Genomic DNA, 19174 nt, shown 5'->3' on the forward strand with positions numbered 1-19174 from the left:
ACCGGCACAGGCACAGGCACAGGCGCAGGCACTCAGCGGTGCGACGGGGTCACGAGGGAACCGGGATCCGGGGAACCCGGGATGCCCGGGACGATCTGCTCCACGGGGACGGTCTGCTCGGCGGGGGAGCGGACCGGGCGTTCGGCGCGGCGTACCCCGTGGATCGCGAGGGCGAGTCCGACCAGGACCATCACCACCGGCACGAACAACGCGGAGCGGAACGCGTCCAGCCGGGCGCCCGGATCGTCGCCCGCGCCGGCCGAGGCGATCCCGTACACCGCCGTCACCGCCGAGATGCCGATGGCCGAGCCGAACTGCACGGAGGTGTGCAGCAGTCCACCGGCCAGCCCCTGCTCCTCCGCGTCGATACCGTCGGTCGCCGCGATGGTCAGCGGCCCGTACGCCAGCCCGAAGGCGACCCCCGCGAGCAGCAGCGTCGGGAGCATCGCCGTGTACGACCAGTCCATGCCCACCGGCAGGAACATCACGTACGCGAGGACCGCGGCGACGAAACCGCCGAGGATCACCCGGGCGTTGCCGAAGCGTTCGACCAGCTTCGGGGTGAGCGTCGGCGCCAGGATCGCGTCCACGCCCATCACGACCAGCGCCACCGCGGTCTGGAGCGAGGACCAGCCGCGCAGCTCCTGGAGGTAGAGGGTCAGCACGAACTGGAAGCCGAAGAAGGCCCCGACGAAGAGCAGCGCCCCGAGGTCCGCGCGGACCATCGGCGCCTTGCGGAAGATCCCCAGCCGCACCAGCGGATCGCTGCTGCGCCGTTCGACCGCGACGAACGCGCCCAGCAGCAGCGCCCCGGCGGCCAGCGCGCCCACGGTCAGCCGCCACCCGTCGAAACCGTGCTCCAGCCGTACGATCCCGTACGCGGTGAGCAGCATCGCCCCCGCGGCCGTCACCGCGCCCAGCGCGTCGAAGCCGGCCGGTCCGCCGGTGCGCACGGGCACCGGCTGCACGGGGATCAGCCGGACCGCCGCGATCAGCAGCGCGCCGGCGAGCAGGACCGGTGCGAAGAACACCCAGCGCCAGCCCAGTTCCGTGAGCAGACCGCCGATGACGAGCCCGAGCGAGAAGCCCGCGGCGGCGGTCCCGGCGAAGATCAGCAGGGCCTTGTTGCGTGCGGGGCCCTCCTCGTACGACGTGGTGATCAGGGACAGCGCGGCGGGGGTCATGAACGCGGCGGCGACACCGGTCACGAAGCGGGCGACGACCAGCATCCAGCCCTCGGTGGCGAAGCCGCCGAGCCCGGAGAAGAGCAGGAAGACGGTGAGCCAGAAGAGGAACATCCGCCGTCTGCCCAGCAGGTCCGCCGCTCTGCCGCCCAGCAGGGTGAAGCCCGCGTAGCCCAGTACGTAGCCGCTCACCACCCATGCCGCGGTGCCTGTGCCGAGTCCTAGATCGGCGCGGATCGTGGGGATCGCCACGGCGAGCATCGCGACGTCGATGCCCTCCAGGAAGATCGTTCCGCAGAGGACGAGCAGCAGTGCCCAGGCGCGGGTGCCCATACCGGTGCCTGTACCGGCGCCCGTACCGGTGCTCATGCTCGTGGCCATGACGAGGCTCCTTCACAGAGGTCGCGCGGGATCGGTCGGTTACCGGAGTGAGGGTCGGTTCCCCATCGGGGGTCGGTTCCCTCTTGTAACCAAGGCGATCCTGCGGCATGCTCGGCCAGCATGGAAGAAGGCACTTCGAAGTCACCGAGTAACCCCGGCGGCACCATGGCCGTGGCCGACGCTCCAGGCGTGGACGGGTCCGGCGCACCGGTCGTGGACGGGACCGACGCGGACTGCTTCGACCCGTTCCAGTGGGACACCCGTGAGGACTGCGAGGTACGGCAGATCCTCGACCGGATCGCGGACAAGTGGTCCCTGCTGGTGATCGCGCTCCTCGACAACAGGACGCTGCGGTTCACGGAACTGCGGCGGGAGATCGACGGCATCAGCCAGCGGATGCTGACGGTGACGCTGCGGCAGCTGGAGCGGGACGGGCTGGTCCACCGGACGGTTCACCCCGTGGTGCCGCCCCGGGTGGAGTACGGGCTGACCTCGCTGGGGTGCACGTTGCACGAGACGATCCAGTCCCTGGTGAACTGGACGGAGGCGCATCGGGCGGAGATCGCGGCGGCGCGGGCCGCGTACGACGCGCGGGCGGTCGGTTGAGGGGCCGTCCGGCCCGTCCCCCGTGGTGTCCTCCCACCTGGGCGTAGGTGCCCCCGGACAAACGTGCAGGAACGGGAGCGCGGGGTTCCGCCGGTACCGGTATTCCGTGCGGGCTTCGGCGCGAGTGCGATCGCTCGGGCGGTTCAGGTACGGCGGGTGAGGGTGTTCTGGGCGGCGAGGAGCCTGCGGTTGTTGCGGGCTGTGCGGATCGCGTCCCAGGTCAGCAGTGACAGCGCGGCCCACACCAGGGCGAAGCCGAGCCAGCGTTCCAGCGGCATGGCCTCCTTGAAGTACAGGACACCCAGCAGGAACTGGAACATCGGCGCCATGTACTGGAGCAGCCCCAGCGTGGACAGCGGGACCCGGATCGCCGCGGCCCCGAAGCAGACCAGCGGTACGGCGGTCACCAGGCCGGTCGCCGCGAGCAGCGCCATATGGCCGAAGCCCTCGCTGCCGAACGTCGACTCACCGCGTGCGCCCAGCCACAGCAGATAGCCGAGCGCCGGCAGGAACAGGACCGCGGTCTCGGCGGACAGCGACTCCAGCCCCCCGAGCCCCACCTTCTTCTTCAGCAGCCCGTACACCGCGAACGAGAACGCCAGGCACAGCGAGATCCATGGCGGCCGGCCGTACCCGATGGTGAGCACGACGACCGCGGCGGCACCGGTGCCCACCGCCACCCACTGCCAGCGGCGCAGCCGCTCCTTGAGCAGCAGCACGCCGATCGCGATGGTGACCAGCGGGTTGATGAAGTACCCGAGCGACGCCTCGACCACGTGGCCGGCGTTCACCGACCAGATGTACACGCCCCAGTTGATGGTGATCACCACCGCCGCGCCGACGAGCATCGCCAGCTGACGGGGGCTGCGTATGAGCTCCCCGGCCCACGCCCAGCGGCGTACGACGAGCAGGCCCAGGGCGACGAAGGCGAGCGACCACACCATGCGGTGGGCCAGGATCTCCGCCGCCGCGGCGGGCTTCAGCAGCGGCCAGAAGAGGGGGACGAGCCCCCACATGGCGTACGCGGTGACGCCGTTCAGCAGGCCGAAACGGTGCTCGCCGTGGGCGTCCCTCGGGGCGCCCGGGGACGCGCCGGTCGACGCCCCCGGTCCGGCCGTCGCAGCGGCTCCCGCCTCCGTCGCAGCCATGGCTCCCCCTCGTACCGGATGCGCGTGCGAACGGCACGCCTCCAAGAAGGTAGCGCCGACTCCCCCGCCCTGTCATGCCCGTACCGCGATACGGTCATGACACCCCGTGAGCCGCCCTCGCGTCGCCTTCGCTCCCGCTCCCGCTCCCCAGGTTCGTCCGGCTGGGCGTACTTGTCCCTGTGCGGGTCGCTCGTGGGGTGCGCAGTTCCCCGCGGGTCGCCTTCGCTTGCGCTTCCCAGGTCTGTCCGGCTGGGCGTACTTGTTTCCTGTGCGGGTCGCTCGTGGGGTGCGCAGTTCCCCGCGCCCCTGGGTGCTGCCCCTTGCGGTCGTTCGCCGGGTGCGGGGCCGTCCTCGTCTTTGCGTAGTTCCCCGCGCCCCTGACGGGGCACCCCCTTCCCTCCCGCAGTCGCGCTGCTGCGGGAGGGGGTGGGCGGGAATCTCTGCCCGCAGACTCCGATGCTCTTCAGTCGGGCAAGGGGAATGTCCGACCGAGCGCGTTGGAGCGAGGACGGAGAATCCCGACCGGCACCGACCCGAAGAACAAGCAGATGGCGCCCCGATAGGGGCGCGGGGAACTGCGCGAAACCCACGAGCGACGGCACAGGAACGAAGTGCGTCCCGCCGGACGGACCTGGGAAGCGCAAGCGAAGGCGACCCGCGGGGAATTGCGCGAACCCACCGAGCGACGGCACAGGAAACAGGTGCGCCCCCAGGTACGAACCCGGGGGCGCGAGCAAAGGCGACCTGCGACGTGCGACTTACGAAGGCCACCTGCCAAGGGATCAGCCGACGACCGTCCAGGTGTCGCCCCCCGCGAGCAGCCCCGCGAGGTCCCCCTTCCCGTGCTGCTCGACCGCGGAATCCAGCTGGTCCGCCATCAACGTGTCGTACACCGGCCGGTCCACCGACCGGAACACCCCGATGGGGGTGTGGTGCAGCGTGTCGGGATCGGCGAGCCGCGACAGCGCGAACGCGTTCGTCACCGACGGACTGTGCGCGTCATGCACCAGCACCTGATCCGCGTTCTCCTCCGTGACCTCCACCACCTGGAGGTCACCGGTCAGCTGATCGCGGACGACACCCTTCGCGCCGTCCACCCCGAACCGGATCGGCTGCCCGTGCTCCAGCCGGATCACGGCCTCCTCGGCCTGCTGCCGGTCCTTGAGGACCTCGAACGCGCCGTCGTTGAAGATGTTGCAGTTCTGGTAGATCTCCACCAGCGCCGTACCGGGATGCGCCGCGGCCTGCCGCAGCACACTCGTCAGATGCTGGCGGTCGGAGTCCACCGTCCGCGCCACGAACGACGCCTCGGAGCCGATCGCCAGCGACACCGGGTTGAAGGGCGCGTCCAGCGACCCCATCGGCGTCGACTTGGTGATCTTGCCGACCTCCGAGGTCGGGGAGTACTGGCCCTTCGTCAGACCGTAGATCCGGTTGTTGAAGAGCAGGATCTTGAGGTTGACGTTGCGGCGCAGCGCGTGGATCAGATGGTTGCCGCCGATGGAGAGGGCGTCACCGTCACCCGTGACGACCCACACGCTCAGGTCCCGCCGCGAGGACGCGAGGCCCGTCGCGATGGACGGCGCCCGGCCGTGGATCGAGTGCAGCCCGTAGGTGTTCATGTAGTACGGGAAACGGGAGCTGCACCCGATCCCGCTGACGAAGACGACGTTCTCCTTCGCCAGGCCCAGCTCCGGCATGAAGCCCTGGACCGCCGCGAGGACCGCGTAGTCCCCGCACCCGGGGCACCAGCGCACCTCCTGGTCGGACTTGAAGTCCTTCATGGACTGCTTGGCCGTGGCCTTCGGCACCAGGGAAAAAGCCTGGATGCCGCCTGCGCCGTCCGTGGTGGTCTCAGCCATCGATGGCCTCCTTGAGAACCGTGGCGAGCTGCTCCGCCTTGAACGGCAGTCCGGTCACCTGGGTGTAGGACCGGGCGTCGACCAGGTACTTGGCGCGGACGAGGGTGGCGAGCTGGCCGAGGTTCATCTCGGGGATCACCACCTTGTCGTAGCGCTCCAGGATCTCGCCCAGATTCGCCGGGAACGGGTTGAGGTGCCGCAGATGCGCCTGCGCGACCTGCTCACCGGCCGCCCGCAGCCGCCGTGCCGCCGCCGTGATCGGCCCGTACGTCGAACCCCAGCCGAGCACCAGCAGCCGCGCCTCGCCGGACGGGTCGTCGACCTCCAGGTCGGGGACCGCGATCCCGTCGATCTTCGCCTGCCGGGTGCGGGTCATGAAGTCGTGGTTGGCCGGGTCGTACGAGATGTTGCCCGTGCCGTCCTGCTTCTCGATGCCGCCGATCCGGTGCTCCAGACCGGGCGTGCCGGGGATCGCCCACGGCCGCGCCAGCGTCCGCGGGTCGCGCTTGTACGGCCAGAAGACCTCGGTGCCGTCGTCCAGCGTGTGGTTGGGGCCCTGCGCGAACTGGACCCGCAGGTCCGGCAGCTCCTCGGTCTCCGGGACCCGCCACGGCTCGGAGCCGTTGGCGAGGTAGCCGTCGCTGAGCAGGAACACCGGGGTGCGGTACTCCAGCGCGATCCGCGCGGCCTCGATCGCCGCGTCGAAGCAGTCCCCCGGGGTCCGCGGCGCCACGATCGGCACCGGCGCCTCGCCGTTGCGGCCGTACATCGCCTGGAGGAGGTCGGCCTGCTCGGTCTTGGTGGGCAGCCCGGTGGACGGGCCGCCGCGCTGGATGTCCACGATCAGCAGCGGCAGCTCCAGGGAGACCGCGAGCCCGATCGCCTCGCTCTTGAGCGCGACACCCGGACCGGAGGTCGTGGTCACCCCGAGCGAACCGCCGAAGGCCGCGCCGAGCGCGGCGCCGATGCCCGCGATCTCGTCCTCGGCCTGGAACGTCCGCACACCGAAGTTCTTGTGCTTGGACAGCTCGTGCAGGATGTCGGAGGCGGGAGTGATCGGGTACGACCCGAGGTACAGCGGCAGATCCGCCAGCTGCCCGGCCGCGACCAGCCCGTACGACAGGGCGAGGTTGCCGGAGATGTTGCGGTACGTGCCCGCGGGGAACGCCTTCGTCGCCGGGGCCACCTCGTAGGAGACCGCGAAGTCCTCGGTCGTCTCGCCGAAGTTCCAGCCCGCGCGGAACGCCGTGATGTTCGCCTCGGCGATGTCCGGCTTCTTCGCGAACTTCGTCCGCAGGAACTTCTCGGTGCCCTCGGTCGGCCGGTGGTACATCCAGGACAGCAGTCCCAGCGCGAACATGTTCTTGCTGCGGCCCGCGTCCTTGCGGGACAGGTCGTACTCCTTCAGCGCCTCCACGGTCAGCGTGGTCAGCGGCACCGGGTGCACGCTGAAGCCGTCCAGCGAGCCGTCCTCCAGGGGGGATGTGTCGTATCCCACCTTCTGCATGGCCCGCTTGGTGAACTCGTCCGTGTTGACGATGATCTCCGCGCCGCGCGGCACGTCGGCGATGTTCGCCTTCAACGCGGCCGGGTTCATCGCGACCAGGACGTTCGGCGCGTCGCCCGGGGTCAGGATGTCGTGATCGGCGAAGTGCAGCTGGAAGGACGAGACCCCCGGCAGGGTGCCTGCGGGGGCGCGGATCTCGGCGGGGAAGTTCGGCAGCGTCGACAGGTCGTTGCCGAAGGACGCGGTCTCCGAGGTGAAGCGGTCACCGGTGAGCTGCATACCGTCCCCGGAGTCACCCGCGAAGCGGATGATCACCCTGTCCAGTCGGCGGACTTCCTTCTCACCACCTGGTTGGTCCGGCGTCGGCAGACGCTGCCCGCCGACATGTTCGACGGCGGTCCCGTCGGCCGGTTCGGCTGGGCTACTGACCTGGCTGGTCACTGAACTGGACCTCCCTCGGGGCGGCTCTTCCAGGTGGGCCGGGTGGCCGACCTACCCCGCCCATACCCTACGTCGGTAAGGGTCACCTTCCCTCGGCCGTTCGTATGATGGACGCGTTCGTGAGATGCGCATGATGGCTGATATGGCATGGCGACCCGGCTCTCCATGATCACTCGTGGCCCCGATTCCCGGCGGGGCGACGCTCCCGCCTCGTCTCTTCGTGTCCCCGACAGAGTGTGGGGCGATCAAGAATTGAGATACGTGAGGACCGCTAGAACACGCCGGTGATCCCCGTCACTCGGCGACAGCCCCAGCTTCAGGAAGATGTTGCTGACGTGCTTCTCCACGGCACCGTCGCTCACCACGAGCTGCCGGGCCACCGCGGAGTTCGTCCGGCCCTCCGCCATCAGCCCCAGCACCTCCCGCTCCCGGGGGGTCAGCCCCGCGAGCACGTCCTGCTTGCGGCTGCGGCCCAGGAGCTGCGCCACCACCTCGGGGTCCAGGGCGGTGCCGCCCTGGGCGACCCGGACCACCGCGTCCACGAAGTCCCGGACGTCCGCGACCCGGTCCTTCAGCAGATAGCCCACACCGCGGCTGGAACCCGCGAGCAGCTCCGTCGCGTACCGCTCCTCCACGTACTGGGACAGCACGAGGACGCCCAGGCCCGGGTGTGCCTTGCGGAGCCGGACCGCCGCGCGGACACCCTCGTCCGTGTGGGTCGGCGGCATCCGGACATCGGCCACCACCACGTCCGGCAGCGCGTTCTCGGCGGCGAGCTCCGTGATGGTCTTGATCAGTGTCTCCGCGTCGCCCACGCCCGCGACCACGTCGTGGCCCCGGTCGGTCAGCAACCGGGTCAGTCCTTCCCGGAGCAGCACCGAATCCTCGGCGATGACCACTCTCACCCTTGCCTCCACGCTTTGGCCCCCCACCCTGAGCTGAATCCCGTCGGTCGGGTCCAGCATCCCAGGTGGCCAACAGTGGCCGTTCGCCTCCACGGGTCGCCTTCGCTTGCGCTTTCGAGGTCTGTCCGGTTGGACGTACTTGTCCCTGTGCCGTCGCTCGTGGGGTGCGCAGTTCCCCGCGCCCCTGGGTTTCCTGTGCTGGGCGCACTTCGTTCCTGTGCCGTCGCTCGTGGGGTGCGCAGTTCCCCGCGCCCCTTTGGGGCGCTCCTTCAGGCGGCCTTTCGGGTGCGGGACCACCCTCCCCGCGCAGTCGCAGGACTCACGTAAGGGGGTGGGCGGGAATCTCTGCCCGCAGACTCCGATGCTCTTCAGTCGGGTACGGGTACGTCGTACCGAGCGCGTTGGAGCGAGGACGGAGAATCCCGACCGGCACCGACCCGAAGAACCGACCGGACGCGCCCCAAAGGGGCGCGGGGAACTGCGCGAAGACGAGGGCCGACCCGCACCCGAAGAAGCGACCGTAATGGGGCAGCATCCAGGGGCGCGGGGAACTGCGCGAAACCACCGAGCGACGGCACAGGAACGAAGTACGTCCAGCCGGACAGACCTCGGAAGTGAGGGCGACCCCTTACCCGAAGAGCGGCAGCACGAGGCAGTACCCCAAAAGCGCAAGCGAAGGCGTCACGTGCGCCAGGGGAGTTCCGCCGTGACCCGGGTGGGGCCCGCGACGGGGGAGTCGACGACCAGGACGCCGTCCACCGCGCCGAGGCGTTCCGCCAGCCCCGCGAGACCGGACCCCGCACCGACCTCCGCGCCGCCCACGCCGTTGTCCGTGACCTGGAGCAGCAGCCGGTTCTCCACCCGCCAGACGTCCACGGTGGCCCGGGTCGCCCCGCTGTGCTTGCTGACGTTCTGGAGGAGTTCCGAGACGGTGAAGTACGCGATCCCCTCGATCGCGGGCGCCGGACGCTGCGGCAGATCCACCTCGACCTGCACCGGGACCGTGCACCGCGAGGCCACCGAGGACAGCGCGGCGTCCAGCCCGCGGTCGGTGAGGACGGCCGGGTGGATGCCCCGGGCGAGGTCCCGCAGCTCCTGGAGCGCGGTCTTCACCTCGCCGTGCGCCTCGTCCACCATGCGGGCCGCCGCGTGCGGGTCCTCGTTCAGCTTCTCCTTGGCGAGGCCGAGGCCCATCGCGAGGTTGACGAGCCGGGCCTGGGCCCCGTCGTGCAGGTCGCGCTCGATACGGCGCAGATCGGCCGCCGCCGTATCGACCACGACACCCCGGTCCGACTCCAGCTCGACCACCCGGTTGACCAGCTTCGACGGGCTCAGCAGGCCCCAGACCAGCAGCCGGTCCACCATCGTCAGGCCCCGGATCAGCCACGGGGTGGCCAGCGTCAGCGCCAGCCCGATCCCGGCGGTCACCGCCAGCTCGAACGGGTTGTTCAGATACACCGAGCGGTTCTCGTCACCGAAGAGCTGGATGCCGTCCTGGCCGACGTACGTGGGGAAGACCCAGTACCAGAGCGGGTACGTCAGCAGGGCCCAGCCGAGGGACCAGAAGGTCACCGACACCGTGAAGGTCACGATCGACCAGGGCATGTGCAGCACCATGTACAGCAGGTTCCGCCAGGAGGAGCCGCTCTTGAAGACCGCGCCGACCCATCCCATGAAGCCCGGCTTCGCGGCGCGCAGCGGCTCCGCGCTCCCGATCTCCATGCCCAGCAGGGCCCGGGCCCGGGTGCGCTCCATCGCGGCGAATCCCCGGGCCGACGCGAGCGTGGCCGCCAGGAGCGGGACGCCGAGGAACGTGATCAGCAGTCCGGCACTCAGCGAGAACATCGTCACCGCGAGGGTGAACGTGATGACGCTGATCGGGAGACTGAGCAGGGTGAAGCCGAACTCGCGCCACATCCGCGCCGCGAACGGCGCGCGCAGCCCCGCCGGAAGCAGATGCCGTGCGCCGGACCCCGCCCCGCCGAACCCGGGCCGGCCCTGCCGCCCGTAATCCTGTCCGTACTCCGTGGCCATCTTCGTCGTCCTTCTGCTCGTCACGCCGGACCGGCGCGTTCCCATCGGCCCACCCGGACCACCGGCTGTCCGTCCGTGCTTCCAGCTTCCCGGCCCCGGCCGGGCGGGACCATGCGGCAGGTCTCCGTCTCCGCCCGGGGGTTTTCCCTACCCCCGGGCCCACCTCCGGGCCCACCTCCGGGCCGGCGGGCTGCCCGCTCCCCCTATCCCTTCCGCTCGGACGGGGGGTCCGCGACCCGGTCGCGCCACGGCAGCTCCGCCGTGACCGTGGTCGGGCCGCCGACCGGGGAATCGACCATGAACAGGCCGTCGACCGCGCCCAGCCGGTCCGCGAGGCCCGCCATCCCGGTCCCCCCTTCGAGGCTCGCGCCGCCCTGGCCGTCGTCCTCGACCTGGATGAGGAGGCGGTCCCCCGAGCGCCAGACCTCCACCGAGGCGGAGCGGGCGCGGCTGTGCTTGCTGACGTTCTGGAGGAGTTCCGAGACGGTGAAGTACGCGATGCCCTCGATCGCGGCGGCGGGTCGGCCGCCCATGTCGGTCGTCACCCGGACCGGGACCGTGCAGCGGGTGGCCACCGAGGACAGGGCGGCGTCCAGTCCGCGGTCGGTGAGGACGGCCGGGTGGATGCCCCGGGCGAGGTCCCGCAGCTCCTGGAGCGCCAGCTTCACCTCGCCGTGCGCCTCGTCGACCATCAGCGCGGCCGTGTCGGGGTCCTCCAGCAGCTTCTCCTTGGCGAGGCCGAGGCCCATCGCGAGGTTGACGAGCCGGGCCTGGGCCCCGTCGTGCAGGTCACGCTCGATACGGCGAAGATCGGCCGCCGCGGTGTCCACCACGACCCCCCGGTCCGACTCCAGCTCGGCGATCCGCCGCTCCAGCTCGTCGGAGGGCGAGAGCAGGCCGCGCACCATCATCCGGTCGACATCGGTCAGCCAGCGGGCCAGATACGGCAGCAGCGGCCACAGCACCAGCAGCGACACCAGCGCCAGCGCGAACGTCAGCACACCCCACGGCAGTCTGATGACCGCGTAGAGCGCCGCCCGCCAGGCCACCGGGTCCGCCAGCATCGTCCGCAGCCGCACCAGGTACGGCCGCCCGCGCAGCGGCAGCGGGCTCGGCTCCTCCACCCGCACCCCCAGCAGGACCCGCGCCCGGGTCCGCTCCGCGCGGCCGAGCCGCCGCGAACCGGCCAGACTCGCCGCGAGCAGCGGCAGACCGATCACCGTCACGGCGAGCCCGGCACCGAGCGCCAGGGTCGTCACCGCGTAGACGAAGCCGAGCAGGCCGAACGGCAGGTTCAGCAGAAGATGCAGCGTCTCCCGCCGGGCCCACCTGTCCAGCGGGAAGCGCGGCGGGGGCGGCTTCTCCACCAGCTCCCCTCCGGCCCCTCGGTCCCCGGACACCCCGGGCCGGGCCCCCGGGGTACGGGACCCGCCTCTCGCGGCGGGCTGCCCTGCCGTCGGGCCCGGGCCGGAAGCCCTGCCCCCGCCCTCGGCGGATGCGGTCATTCGTGCGGTCATGTCCAAAGCGTGCCTGGTGGTGGGCCCCCGGCGCCATGAGGCGGACCGCCTTCCCACGCTGTGGATAACCCCACCATCCGCCCCGTCCCCCACCCCGAGGCCCGGCCACGACACCCCCCGCCGCACCCGCGCCACACCCCCCGCCGCGCCTCCGCCGCACCTCGCGCCACCGCACCCCCCGCCCCCTCGCCGCACCCCCCGCCCCGAACGCGGTCCGGCCCCGCTCCGGCCGCGGCCCCGTGCCGGGCTGCTTACGGTCCCCTTAGCAGGGCCTAGACTCCCGTGCGTACAGAACGTCGAACATCGCGCACCGCACGCGCACCACCCGCTCCGCCGCCCGGCGTTCCGGGTCCGGAACGCGCCATCGGGCGCAAGATTCAGGGAGCGAGGGGCGGACGTGCCGGAACCGACCGTTCTCGCGGAGGGCTCGGAGAGCTACTTCCAGTCGTACTCCGTCGTAGGACTGCTCGCCGTCATCGGCGTGCTCTTCGTCGCCGTCGCCTTCGGCGCCGGACGACTGCTGCGCCCGGTCGTGCCGACACCGGAGAAACTTCTCACCTACGAGTGCGGTGTCGACCCCGTCGGCGACGGCTGGGCACACACCCAGGTCCGCTACTACGTCTACTCGTTCCTGTACGTGATCTTCGCCGTCGACTCGATCTTCCTCTTCCCCTGGGCCACCGTCTTCGCGGACCCGGGGTACGGGGCGACGACCCTCGTCGAGATGTTCATCTTCCTCGGGTTCCTCGCCGTGGGCCTGCTCTACGCGTACAAGAAGGGCGTCCTGACATGGACGTGACCCCGCCCGCATCCGCCACCGCGCCGGGCCCCGTGCCGCTGCCCGAGCCCCGCAGGCTCGGCGCGCTCTCCCGGCTGGCCCCCGAACCGATGAAGGTGGTCCTCAACTGGGGCCGCCGGTACAGCCTGTGGGTCTTCAACTTCGGACTCGCCTGCTGCGCCATCGAGTTCATCGCCGCGTCGATGGCCCGCCACGACTTCATCCGCCTCGGGGTCATCCCGTTCGCCCCGGGCCCCCGGCAGGCCGATCTGATGATCGTCTCCGGCACGGTCACCGACAAGATGGCCCCGGCCGTGAAGCGGCTGTACGAGCAGATGCCCGAGCCCAAGTACGTCATCTCCTTCGGCGCCTGCTCCAACTGCGGCGGCCCGTACTGGGACTCGTACTCGGTCACCAAGGGCGTCGACCAGATCATCCCCGTCGACGTGTACGTCCCCGGCTGCCCGCCGCGGCCCGAGGCGCTGCTCCAGGGCATCCTCAAGCTCCAGGAGAAGATCGCCCGGGAGTCGCTGGGGGAGCGGTACGGCGTGACCGGCGGCCCGTCGGCCGCCGCGCTCCAGAGCGGTCTGACGCCGCCGCCCGCGCCGCCGGCCGCCGCCGCGGACGAGCGGGAGGGCGACCGATGACGGGCTGGCTGCCCGCTCCCGCCGAGGAGCTGTTCGGCCCCGAAGCCACGGCGGACGAGTCGTACGACCTGCTGACCGTCGACGTCCCCGCCGCCTCCTGGATCACCGCCCTGGAGACCGCGCGCACCACCCTCGGCTGCACGTACTTCGACTGGCTGAGCGCTGTCGACGAGGGCGGGACGGGATTCCGCGTCTCGGCGCACGTCGTCGCCCTCGGCCCGGTACGTCGGCTGCTCGTGCGCACCGCCGTCCCGCGTGAGGCCGCCGTACTGCCCTCGGCGGTCGGCGTGTACGCGGGCGCCGCCTGGCACGAACGCGAGACCCACGAGATGTTCGGCGTCGGCTTCGACGGCCACCCCGGCCTCGATCCGCTGCTGCTGCCCGAGACCTTCGAGGGACACCCGCTGCGCAAGGACTTCGTGCTCGCCGCCCGGGTCGTCAAGGCGTGGCCCGGCGCGAAGGAGCCCGGCGAGTCCGAGCACGGCGGGCCCAAGCGCCGCCAGATGCTGCCGCCGGGCGTCCCCGACCCCAACGAGTGGGGCCCCCTCAAGGGCCAGCTCCCACCCGCCCCGGCCCGTCCGGCCCGCGGCGCGGCGGGCCGCGCGGGCGGCGCCGCCGCACGCGCGGCCGGGGACCGACCGGTCCGCCGCGCGCGTACGGCCCCCGCGGGGTCCGCAGGTACGGAGACGGGTACGGCGGGTACGGAGACGGGTACGGCTGCCGACACGGGTGCGCCGGTGGCGGGCGCGGCACCCGGTACGGGCGCCCCGGCCAGCGGTGCCACGGGTACTGCTGCACCGGCGTCCGACGGCTCGACCGGTACGCCGACTTCCGGTACCGGTACGGACACCGGGGCCGGTACGACGGCCGAACCCGGGGCCCGGCCCGCCCGCAGGGCACGGTCCGTCTCCGGCGGCTCCGCGTCCCAGCGTCCCGAGGCCGCCCCGGCCCCGGACTCCGCCCCGGCTCCCGACTCCGGTTCGCCGGAGTCCTCGGCGCCCACGGCCTCCGGCGACAGCGCGGCGGACACCTCCGCCGAGTCCGCCGCCCCGGCCGCACCGCCCCGCACCGGCAGCCCCGACGCGCCCTGGCACCACGCGCGGCCCGCCTTCGACGCGTCACGCCCCACCGGCGACAGCCCACCGGCCACGGAACCCGGGACCACCGAACCCGGGACCACGGAACCCAAGACCACGGAACCGGCCGCCACCGAACCCGAGGTCACGAAACCCGAGGCCACGAAACCGGACAGCGGGTCCCGTACCGAGGACAAGGAGGAAGCCAAGGCCGAAGCCAAGGCGGACGACAAGGCCACGGACTCGGACACGAACGCAGCCCCGGACGCGGCCACGAACAACACCACGGCCCCGACCCCGGCCCCGACCCCGACCCCGGACCCGAGCACGGACCCGGACCCGGACACAGCCACGGACGACGACACCCCTGGAGGTCCGCAGTGAACGACGCGCTCGACGTCGCCCTGCGACTCCTCGTCGTCTTCGCCGTCTTCCTCGTGCTGCCGCTCGTCGTCGGACAGGCCGAGCACAAGGTGATGGCCCATATGCAGGGCCGCCTCGGCCCGATGTACGCGGGCGGGTTCCACGGCTGGGCCCAGCTCGTCGCCGACGGCGTCAAGTTCGCCCAGAAGGAGGACATCGTCCCGGCGCGGGCCGACCGCAAGGTCTTCCAACTCGCCCCGGCCGTCGCCCTGCTGCCGTATCTGCTCGTCCTCCTCGCCATCCCGATCGGACCCGGTGAGGGCGCCGTCGGCGAGGTGATCGACGCGGGCATCTTCTTCGTCCTCGCGGTCATGGGCGTCAGCGTCCTCGGCTCGCTGATGGCGGGCTGGGCGTCCGCCAACAAGTTCTCCCTGCTCGGCGGACTGCGCACCGCCGCCCAGCTGCTGTCGTACGAGCTGCCGATGCTGCTCGCCGCCGCGTCCGTGGCGATGGCCGCCGGTACCGTCTCGCTGCCGGGAATCGTCGCCGCGTTCGAGTGGTGGTGGCTGCCCTGGCAGATCGTCGGCGCGATCGTCTTCTTCGTGGCCGGACTCGCGGAGCTGCAACGTCCGCCGTTCGACATGCCGGTCGCGGACTCGGAGATCATCTTCGGCGCGTACACCGAGTACACCGGACTGCGGTTCGCGCTGTTCCTGCTCGCCGAGTACGCCGGGATCGTCGTCCTGTGCGGGCTGACCACCGTCCTGTTCCTGGGCGGCTGGCACGGTCCGCTCGGCGCCGACGGGCTCGGCTGGGTGTGGACCCTGCTGAAGACCGCCGTCCTCGCGTTCGTCGTCATCTGGCTGCGCGTGACCTATCCCCGACTGCGGGAGGACCAGCTCCAGCGCCTCGCCTGGACCACGCTCGTCCCCCTCGCCCTCGCCCAGATCGCCCTCACCGGCGTCGTCAAGGTGGTGATGTGACACCCATGTCCGAGTCGCTTCCGCCGCGCAGGTTCCCCGGGTCCGGCCTCGCGAAGGGCCTGGCCGTCACCCTGCGGACGATGACCCGCAGGACGGTCACCGCGCAGTACCCCGATGTCCAGCCCGAACTGCCGCCCCGCACCCGGGGCGTCATCGCGCTGTTCGAGGAGAACTGCACGGTCTGCATGCTCTGCGCCCGCGAATGCCCCGACTGGTGCATCTACATCGACTCCCACAAGGAGACGGTGCCGGCCGCCGCCCCCGGCGGACGCGAGCGCAGCCGCAATGTGCTCGACCGGTTCGCCATCGACTTCTCGCTCTGCATGTACTGCGGTATCTGCATCGAGGTGTGCCCGTTCGACGCGCTGTTCTGGTCGCCGGAGTTCGAGTACGCCGAGACGGACATCCTCGAACTGACCCATGAGCGGGACAAGCTCCGCGAGTGGATGTGGACCGTCCCGGCGCCGCCCGCCCTCGACCCCGCCGCCGAGGAGCCCAAGGAACTGGCCGCCGCCCGTAAGACCGCCGACAAGTACGCGGCGGAGGCCGAAGCGGAGGCGCAGGCGGCTGCGGCGGCGACGGCAGCGTCCCAGGCCACCCCCGGCACCCCGTCGGCCACCCCCGACGACACGGCCCCCGGACCGGAGGGAACCCCGTGATCCCCATGTCCCCGACCCTGGCGGCCCCCCTCGCCGCCGGGAGCTCCGGATTCCTCTCCCCGACGGGCGTCGAGATCGCGTTCCTGCTCGTCGGCGTCGTCACCCTGGGCGCCGCGATCATCACCGTCACCACCAAGCAGCTGGTGCACGCCGCGCTGTGGCTGGTCGTCGCGCTCGGCGGGATCGCCGTGGAGTACCTGCTGCTCACCGCCGAGTTCATCGCCTGGGTACAGGTCCTGATCTACGTCGGTTCCGTCGTCGTCCTGCTGCTCTTCGGGCTGATGCTCACCCGGGCGCCCATCGGCCGCTCCCCGGACGCCGACTCGGGGAACCGGTGGGTCGCCCTCGCGGTCGCCGTCACCGCCGCCGTCGCGCTGGTCTGGGTCGTCGTGGACGCGTTCCGCACCACCCGGATGGACCTCGACACCGTCCAGGGCTCCACCGACGTCATGGGCGAGAGCCTCTTCCAGAACTGGGTGCTCCCCTTCGAGGCCCTTTCCGTGCTGCTGCTGGCGGCCCTGGTCGGCGCGATCGTGCTGTCCCGCAAGAGGGCCGCCGACCGCTCCGACGGCCCCCCGCCCGCCCCGGCACGCCGCGGCAGCCCGTCCGGCCCCACCCGGCCCGGCGGCACCCCGCCCACGGGTGGCACCCCGGGCCGCCCCGGCGCCCAGCCGCCCGCCGACCGGACGGAGACCGGCTGATGCATCTCGCCTACCCCGCGGTGCTGTCCGTCCTCCTCTTCTGCACCGGCCTGTACGGCGTGCTGGCCCGCCGGAACGCGATCCTCGTGCTGATGTCCGTCGAGCTGATGCTCAACGCCGTCAACCTGAACCTCGTCGCCTTCGACGTATGGCTCAGCGAGGCCGCCCGCGACACCCTGCACTCCGGCCAGGCCCTGACGCTGTTCACCATCGCCATCGCCGCCGCCGAGATCGGCATCGGCCTCGCGATCGTCCTCACCGTCTACCGCAACCGCGGCACCTCCGACATCGACAAGCTCCGCGACACCGCCGAGCACGGCGACGGGCCCGGCGACCCCGACGGCACCACCGCCACGGCACCCAGGACAGAGGCCGCCGCGTGACCACCACGACCCTCGCCGTACTCGTCCCCCTCCTGCCGTTCCTCGGCGCCGTCGCCGGGCTGCTCCTCGGCCGCACCGCCCCCGGCTTCGTCCGCCCGCTCGCGATCCTGCCGACGCTCGCCGCGCTGGCCCTCGCCGTCCTCGTCGCCGTACGGCAGGGCGGCGACCGGACCATCGAGGCGGCGACCCAGCTCACCCCCACCGGCTCCGTCCCCATCGAACTGGCGCTGCGCCTCGACGGCTTCGCCGTCCTCGTCGCCGTCCTCGTCGGTGCCGTCGCGACCTGTGTGCAGCTCTACTCGACCGGATATCTGCGCGACGACCCCCGCTACCCCTCGTACGCGGCGCTCGTCTCCCTGTTCACCTCCGCGATGTTCCTCGTCGTCTACTCGGGCGATCTGATGGTGCTGCTGGTGGGCTGGGAGATCATGGGCATCTGCTCGTACTTCCTGGTCGGCCACTACTGGGAGACCCCCGAGGCCCGCGCCGCCTCCCTCAAGGCGTTCCTCGTCACCAAACTCGGTGACGTCCCCTTCCTGATCGGTCTGTTCGCGCTCGCCGCGGACGCCGGGTCGTTCCGGATCAGCGCCGTCCTCGACACCGTCGCCGACGGCGGGCTCGACCACCCCACGGTGATCGCGCTGCTGCTGCTCGCGGGTGTCGCGGGCAAGTCGGCGCAGTTCCCGCTGCACACCTGGCTGCCCGACGCGATGGCGGGACCCACCCCCGTCTCCGCGCTGATCCACGCCGCGACGATGGTCACCGCCGGGGTCTACTTCATCGCCCGGCTGCTGCCCGTCTTCGCCGCCTCCGGCGCCGCCCTCGTCGTCCTCGCCGTGATGGCGACCGTGACGATGATCGGATCGGCGCTCGCCGCCCTCGCCCAGGACGACATCAAACGCGTCCTCGCCTACTCCACCATCGGCCAGCTCGGCTACATGACCGGCGCCCTCGCCGTCGGCGACCCCGGCGCGGCCGTCTTCCACCTCCTGTCGCACGGCGCCTTCAAGGCGCTGCTGTTCCTCGCCGCCGGAGCCGTCATCCACGCCGCCGGTACCAACTCGCTGGCCGCCATGTCCCGGATGGGCGGCCTGCGCACCCGTATCCCCGACGCCTACTGGACGATGACCGTGGCGCTGCTCGCGCTCGCCGCGATCCCCCCGTTCAGCGGCTTCTTCTCCAAGGAAGCCGTCCTCGTCGGCGCCGAGCACGCCGCCCACGGCGATGTCGCGGGCGTCCCCACGGCCGCGGGCTGGACCGTCCTCACCGCCGGTCTGCTGACCGCCCTGCTCACCGCCGCCTACGCCGCCCGGCTGTGGCTGCTCGCCTTCCGGGGCCGCGGCCCCGAGGCCGCCGACCACGGCCGGCAGCCGCTCGCCATGACCACCGTCCTGTGGGTCCTCGCGATCCCCTCCCTGGGCTTCGGTCTGGCCGTGGGCGTACTGCCCGAGTGGTTCGGCGGCGAGTCCCTCACCCCGACGCTCACCACCTCCGTCCTCGGCACGGGCGCCGCCCTCGTCGGCGGCCTCCTGATGTACGGGGCCTGGCGGCACACCTCCGCGGTCGCCGCCCGGACCCCGATGGGCGCCGTCGTCGCCCACCCCGACGCGGACGGCGGACATGTCGAGGCCGAGGCCATCGCCCTGCACCCGCGCGCGTACGGCGACATCGCCGGAGCGTGCGACCCCGCCGACCCCGGACGGCTGCTGCTCGGTCCGCTGCACCGGCACGCCGCCTCCGGCTTCCACCTCGACGCCGTGTACACCGTGCTGTTCGTCCGCCCCGTGAAGGCGGCGGCCGAACTCGTCCGCTTCCTGGACCGCGAGGTCGTCGACACCTATGTCCGCGGCGCGGGCGCGCTGCCCCGCTGGCTCGGCACCGCCGTACGTCGGGCCCAGACCGGCAATGTGCAGACCTATGTGAGCGCGCTGTTCGCGGGGACCGTCCTCCTGGCGGTCGCCGCAGTCCTCGTCGCCACCGCCGGAGCGTGAACCGCAGT

The 19174-nt window shown here is 71.8% G+C and carries 16 protein-coding genes; 9 read left to right on the plus strand and 7 right to left on the minus strand.

Annotated features, from left to right (window positions below):
- Positions 1–32: 32 nt before the first annotated feature.
- Positions 33–1517 carry an MFS transporter gene (locus OG711_RS23320; RefSeq protein ID WP_329563983.1) on the minus strand — a complete coding sequence of 495 codons (1485 nt, stop codon included), beginning with the start codon at positions 1515–1517 and terminating at the stop codon, positions 33–35.
- Between the two features lie 168 nt (positions 1518–1685).
- On the opposite strand from OG711_RS23320, the gene OG711_RS23325 reads away from it, so the two are divergent.
- The gene (locus tag OG711_RS23325) at positions 1686–2171 is read left to right on the plus strand and encodes a winged helix-turn-helix transcriptional regulator (RefSeq protein WP_329560260.1); all 486 of its coding nucleotides are present in this window, start codon (positions 1686–1688) and stop codon (positions 2169–2171) included.
- A 143-nt stretch (positions 2172–2314) separates the two neighbouring features.
- On the opposite strand, the gene rarD is transcribed toward OG711_RS23325, so the two are convergent.
- From rarD to OG711_RS23355, 6 genes are all read right to left on the minus strand, one after another.
- Positions 2315–3319: an EamA family transporter RarD gene (gene rarD, locus OG711_RS23330; RefSeq protein ID WP_329560261.1), complete on the minus strand. Its 1005-nt coding sequence runs from the start codon at positions 3317–3319 to the stop codon at positions 2315–2317.
- Between the two features lie 782 nt (positions 3320–4101).
- Entirely contained in the window at positions 4102–5181 is a 1080-nt protein-coding gene (locus OG711_RS23335; RefSeq protein ID WP_329560262.1) for a 2-oxoacid:ferredoxin oxidoreductase subunit beta, read from the minus strand.
- Positions 5174–7129 carry a 2-oxoacid:acceptor oxidoreductase subunit alpha gene (locus OG711_RS23340; protein WP_073792932.1) on the minus strand — a complete coding sequence of 652 codons (1956 nt, stop codon included), beginning with the start codon at positions 7127–7129 and terminating at the stop codon, positions 5174–5176. The genes OG711_RS23335 and OG711_RS23340 overlap by 8 nt, the downstream gene beginning before the upstream one ends.
- A 245-nt stretch (positions 7130–7374) precedes the next feature.
- On the minus strand, positions 7375–8034 hold the full coding sequence (locus OG711_RS23345) for a LuxR C-terminal-related transcriptional regulator (protein ID WP_281257843.1): 660 nt from the start codon (positions 8032–8034) through the stop codon (positions 7375–7377).
- Between the two features lie 681 nt (positions 8035–8715).
- Positions 8716–10068 carry a sensor histidine kinase gene (locus OG711_RS23350; RefSeq protein ID WP_073792931.1) on the minus strand — a complete coding sequence of 451 codons (1353 nt, stop codon included), beginning with the start codon at positions 10066–10068 and terminating at the stop codon, positions 8716–8718.
- A gap of 203 nt (positions 10069–10271) precedes the next feature.
- The gene (locus tag OG711_RS23355) at positions 10272–11585 is read right to left on the minus strand and encodes a sensor histidine kinase (RefSeq protein WP_399505136.1); all 1314 of its coding nucleotides are present in this window, start codon (positions 11583–11585) and stop codon (positions 10272–10274) included.
- 397 nt (positions 11586–11982) lie between these two features.
- On the opposite strand from OG711_RS23355, the gene OG711_RS23360 reads away from it, so the two are divergent.
- From OG711_RS23360 to OG711_RS23395, 8 genes are read left to right on the plus strand one after another with little or no spacing between them, the layout of a single operon-like run.
- Positions 11983–12384 carry an NADH-quinone oxidoreductase subunit A gene (locus tag OG711_RS23360; RefSeq protein WP_073792929.1) on the plus strand — a complete coding sequence of 134 codons (402 nt, stop codon included), beginning with the start codon at positions 11983–11985 and terminating at the stop codon, positions 12382–12384.
- Positions 12375–13010: an NADH-quinone oxidoreductase subunit B gene (locus tag OG711_RS23365; protein ID WP_099280531.1), complete on the plus strand. Its 636-nt coding sequence runs from the start codon at positions 12375–12377 to the stop codon at positions 13008–13010. Before OG711_RS23360 ends, OG711_RS23365 begins: the two co-directional genes overlap by 10 nt.
- Positions 13007–14470: an NADH-quinone oxidoreductase subunit C gene (locus tag OG711_RS23370; protein WP_329560263.1), complete on the plus strand. Its 1464-nt coding sequence runs from the start codon at positions 13007–13009 to the stop codon at positions 14468–14470. Before OG711_RS23365 ends, OG711_RS23370 begins: the two co-directional genes overlap by 4 nt.
- The gene (locus tag OG711_RS23375; RefSeq protein ID WP_073792926.1) at positions 14467–15432 is read left to right on the plus strand and encodes a complex I subunit 1/NuoH family protein; all 966 of its coding nucleotides are present in this window, start codon (positions 14467–14469) and stop codon (positions 15430–15432) included. The genes OG711_RS23370 and OG711_RS23375 overlap by 4 nt, the downstream gene beginning before the upstream one ends.
- A 5-nt stretch (positions 15433–15437) precedes the next feature.
- Positions 15438–16091: a NuoI/complex I 23 kDa subunit family protein gene (locus OG711_RS23380; RefSeq protein WP_329560264.1), complete on the plus strand. Its 654-nt coding sequence runs from the start codon at positions 15438–15440 to the stop codon at positions 16089–16091.
- 5 nt (positions 16092–16096) lie between these two features.
- Entirely contained in the window at positions 16097–16792 is a 696-nt protein-coding gene (locus OG711_RS23385; protein ID WP_073793083.1) for an NADH-quinone oxidoreductase subunit J family protein, read from the plus strand.
- Positions 16792–17175, plus strand: a complete 384-nt coding sequence (nuoK, locus tag OG711_RS23390; RefSeq protein WP_073792924.1) for an NADH-quinone oxidoreductase subunit NuoK — start codon at positions 16792–16794, stop codon at positions 17173–17175. Before OG711_RS23385 ends, nuoK begins: the two co-directional genes overlap by 1 nt.
- Positions 17172–19166 carry an NADH-quinone oxidoreductase subunit 5 family protein gene (locus OG711_RS23395; RefSeq protein ID WP_073792923.1) on the plus strand — a complete coding sequence of 665 codons (1995 nt, stop codon included), beginning with the start codon at positions 17172–17174 and terminating at the stop codon, positions 19164–19166. The genes nuoK and OG711_RS23395 overlap by 4 nt, the downstream gene beginning before the upstream one ends.
- Positions 19167–19174 lie beyond the last annotated feature (8 nt).

This window comes from Streptomyces uncialis, assembly GCF_036250755.1.
Lineage (GTDB): Bacteria > Actinomycetota > Actinomycetes > Streptomycetales > Streptomycetaceae > Streptomyces > Streptomyces uncialis.

Coding starts and splice junctions, on each gene's coding strand:
- OG711_RS23320 (WP_329563983.1), bottom strand. CDS start 1,517: ATGGGCACCCGCGCCTGGGCACTGCTGCTCGTCCTCTGCGGAACGATC.
- OG711_RS23325 (WP_329560260.1), top strand. CDS start 1,686: ATGGAAGAAGGCACTTCGAAGTCACCGAGTAACCCCGGCGGCACCATG.
- rarD (WP_329560261.1), bottom strand. CDS start 3,319: ATGGCTGCGACGGAGGCGGGAGCCGCTGCGACGGCCGGACCGGGGGCG.
- OG711_RS23335 (WP_329560262.1), bottom strand. CDS start 5,181: ATGGCTGAGACCACCACGGACGGCGCAGGCGGCATCCAGGCTTTTTCC.
- OG711_RS23350 (WP_073792931.1), bottom strand. CDS start 10,068: ATGGCCACGGAGTACGGACAGGATTACGGGCGGCAGGGCCGGCCCGGG.
- OG711_RS23355 (WP_399505136.1), bottom strand. CDS start 11,585: ATGACCGCACGAATGACCGCATCCGCCGAGGGCGGGGGCAGGGCTTCC.
- OG711_RS23365 (WP_099280531.1), top strand. CDS start 12,375: ATGGACGTGACCCCGCCCGCATCCGCCACCGCGCCGGGCCCCGTGCCG.
- OG711_RS23370 (WP_329560263.1), top strand. CDS start 13,007: ATGACGGGCTGGCTGCCCGCTCCCGCCGAGGAGCTGTTCGGCCCCGAA.
- OG711_RS23380 (WP_329560264.1), top strand. CDS start 15,438: ATGTCCGAGTCGCTTCCGCCGCGCAGGTTCCCCGGGTCCGGCCTCGCG.
- OG711_RS23385 (WP_073793083.1), top strand. CDS start 16,097: ATGTCCCCGACCCTGGCGGCCCCCCTCGCCGCCGGGAGCTCCGGATTC.
- nuoK (WP_073792924.1), top strand. CDS start 16,792: ATGCATCTCGCCTACCCCGCGGTGCTGTCCGTCCTCCTCTTCTGCACC.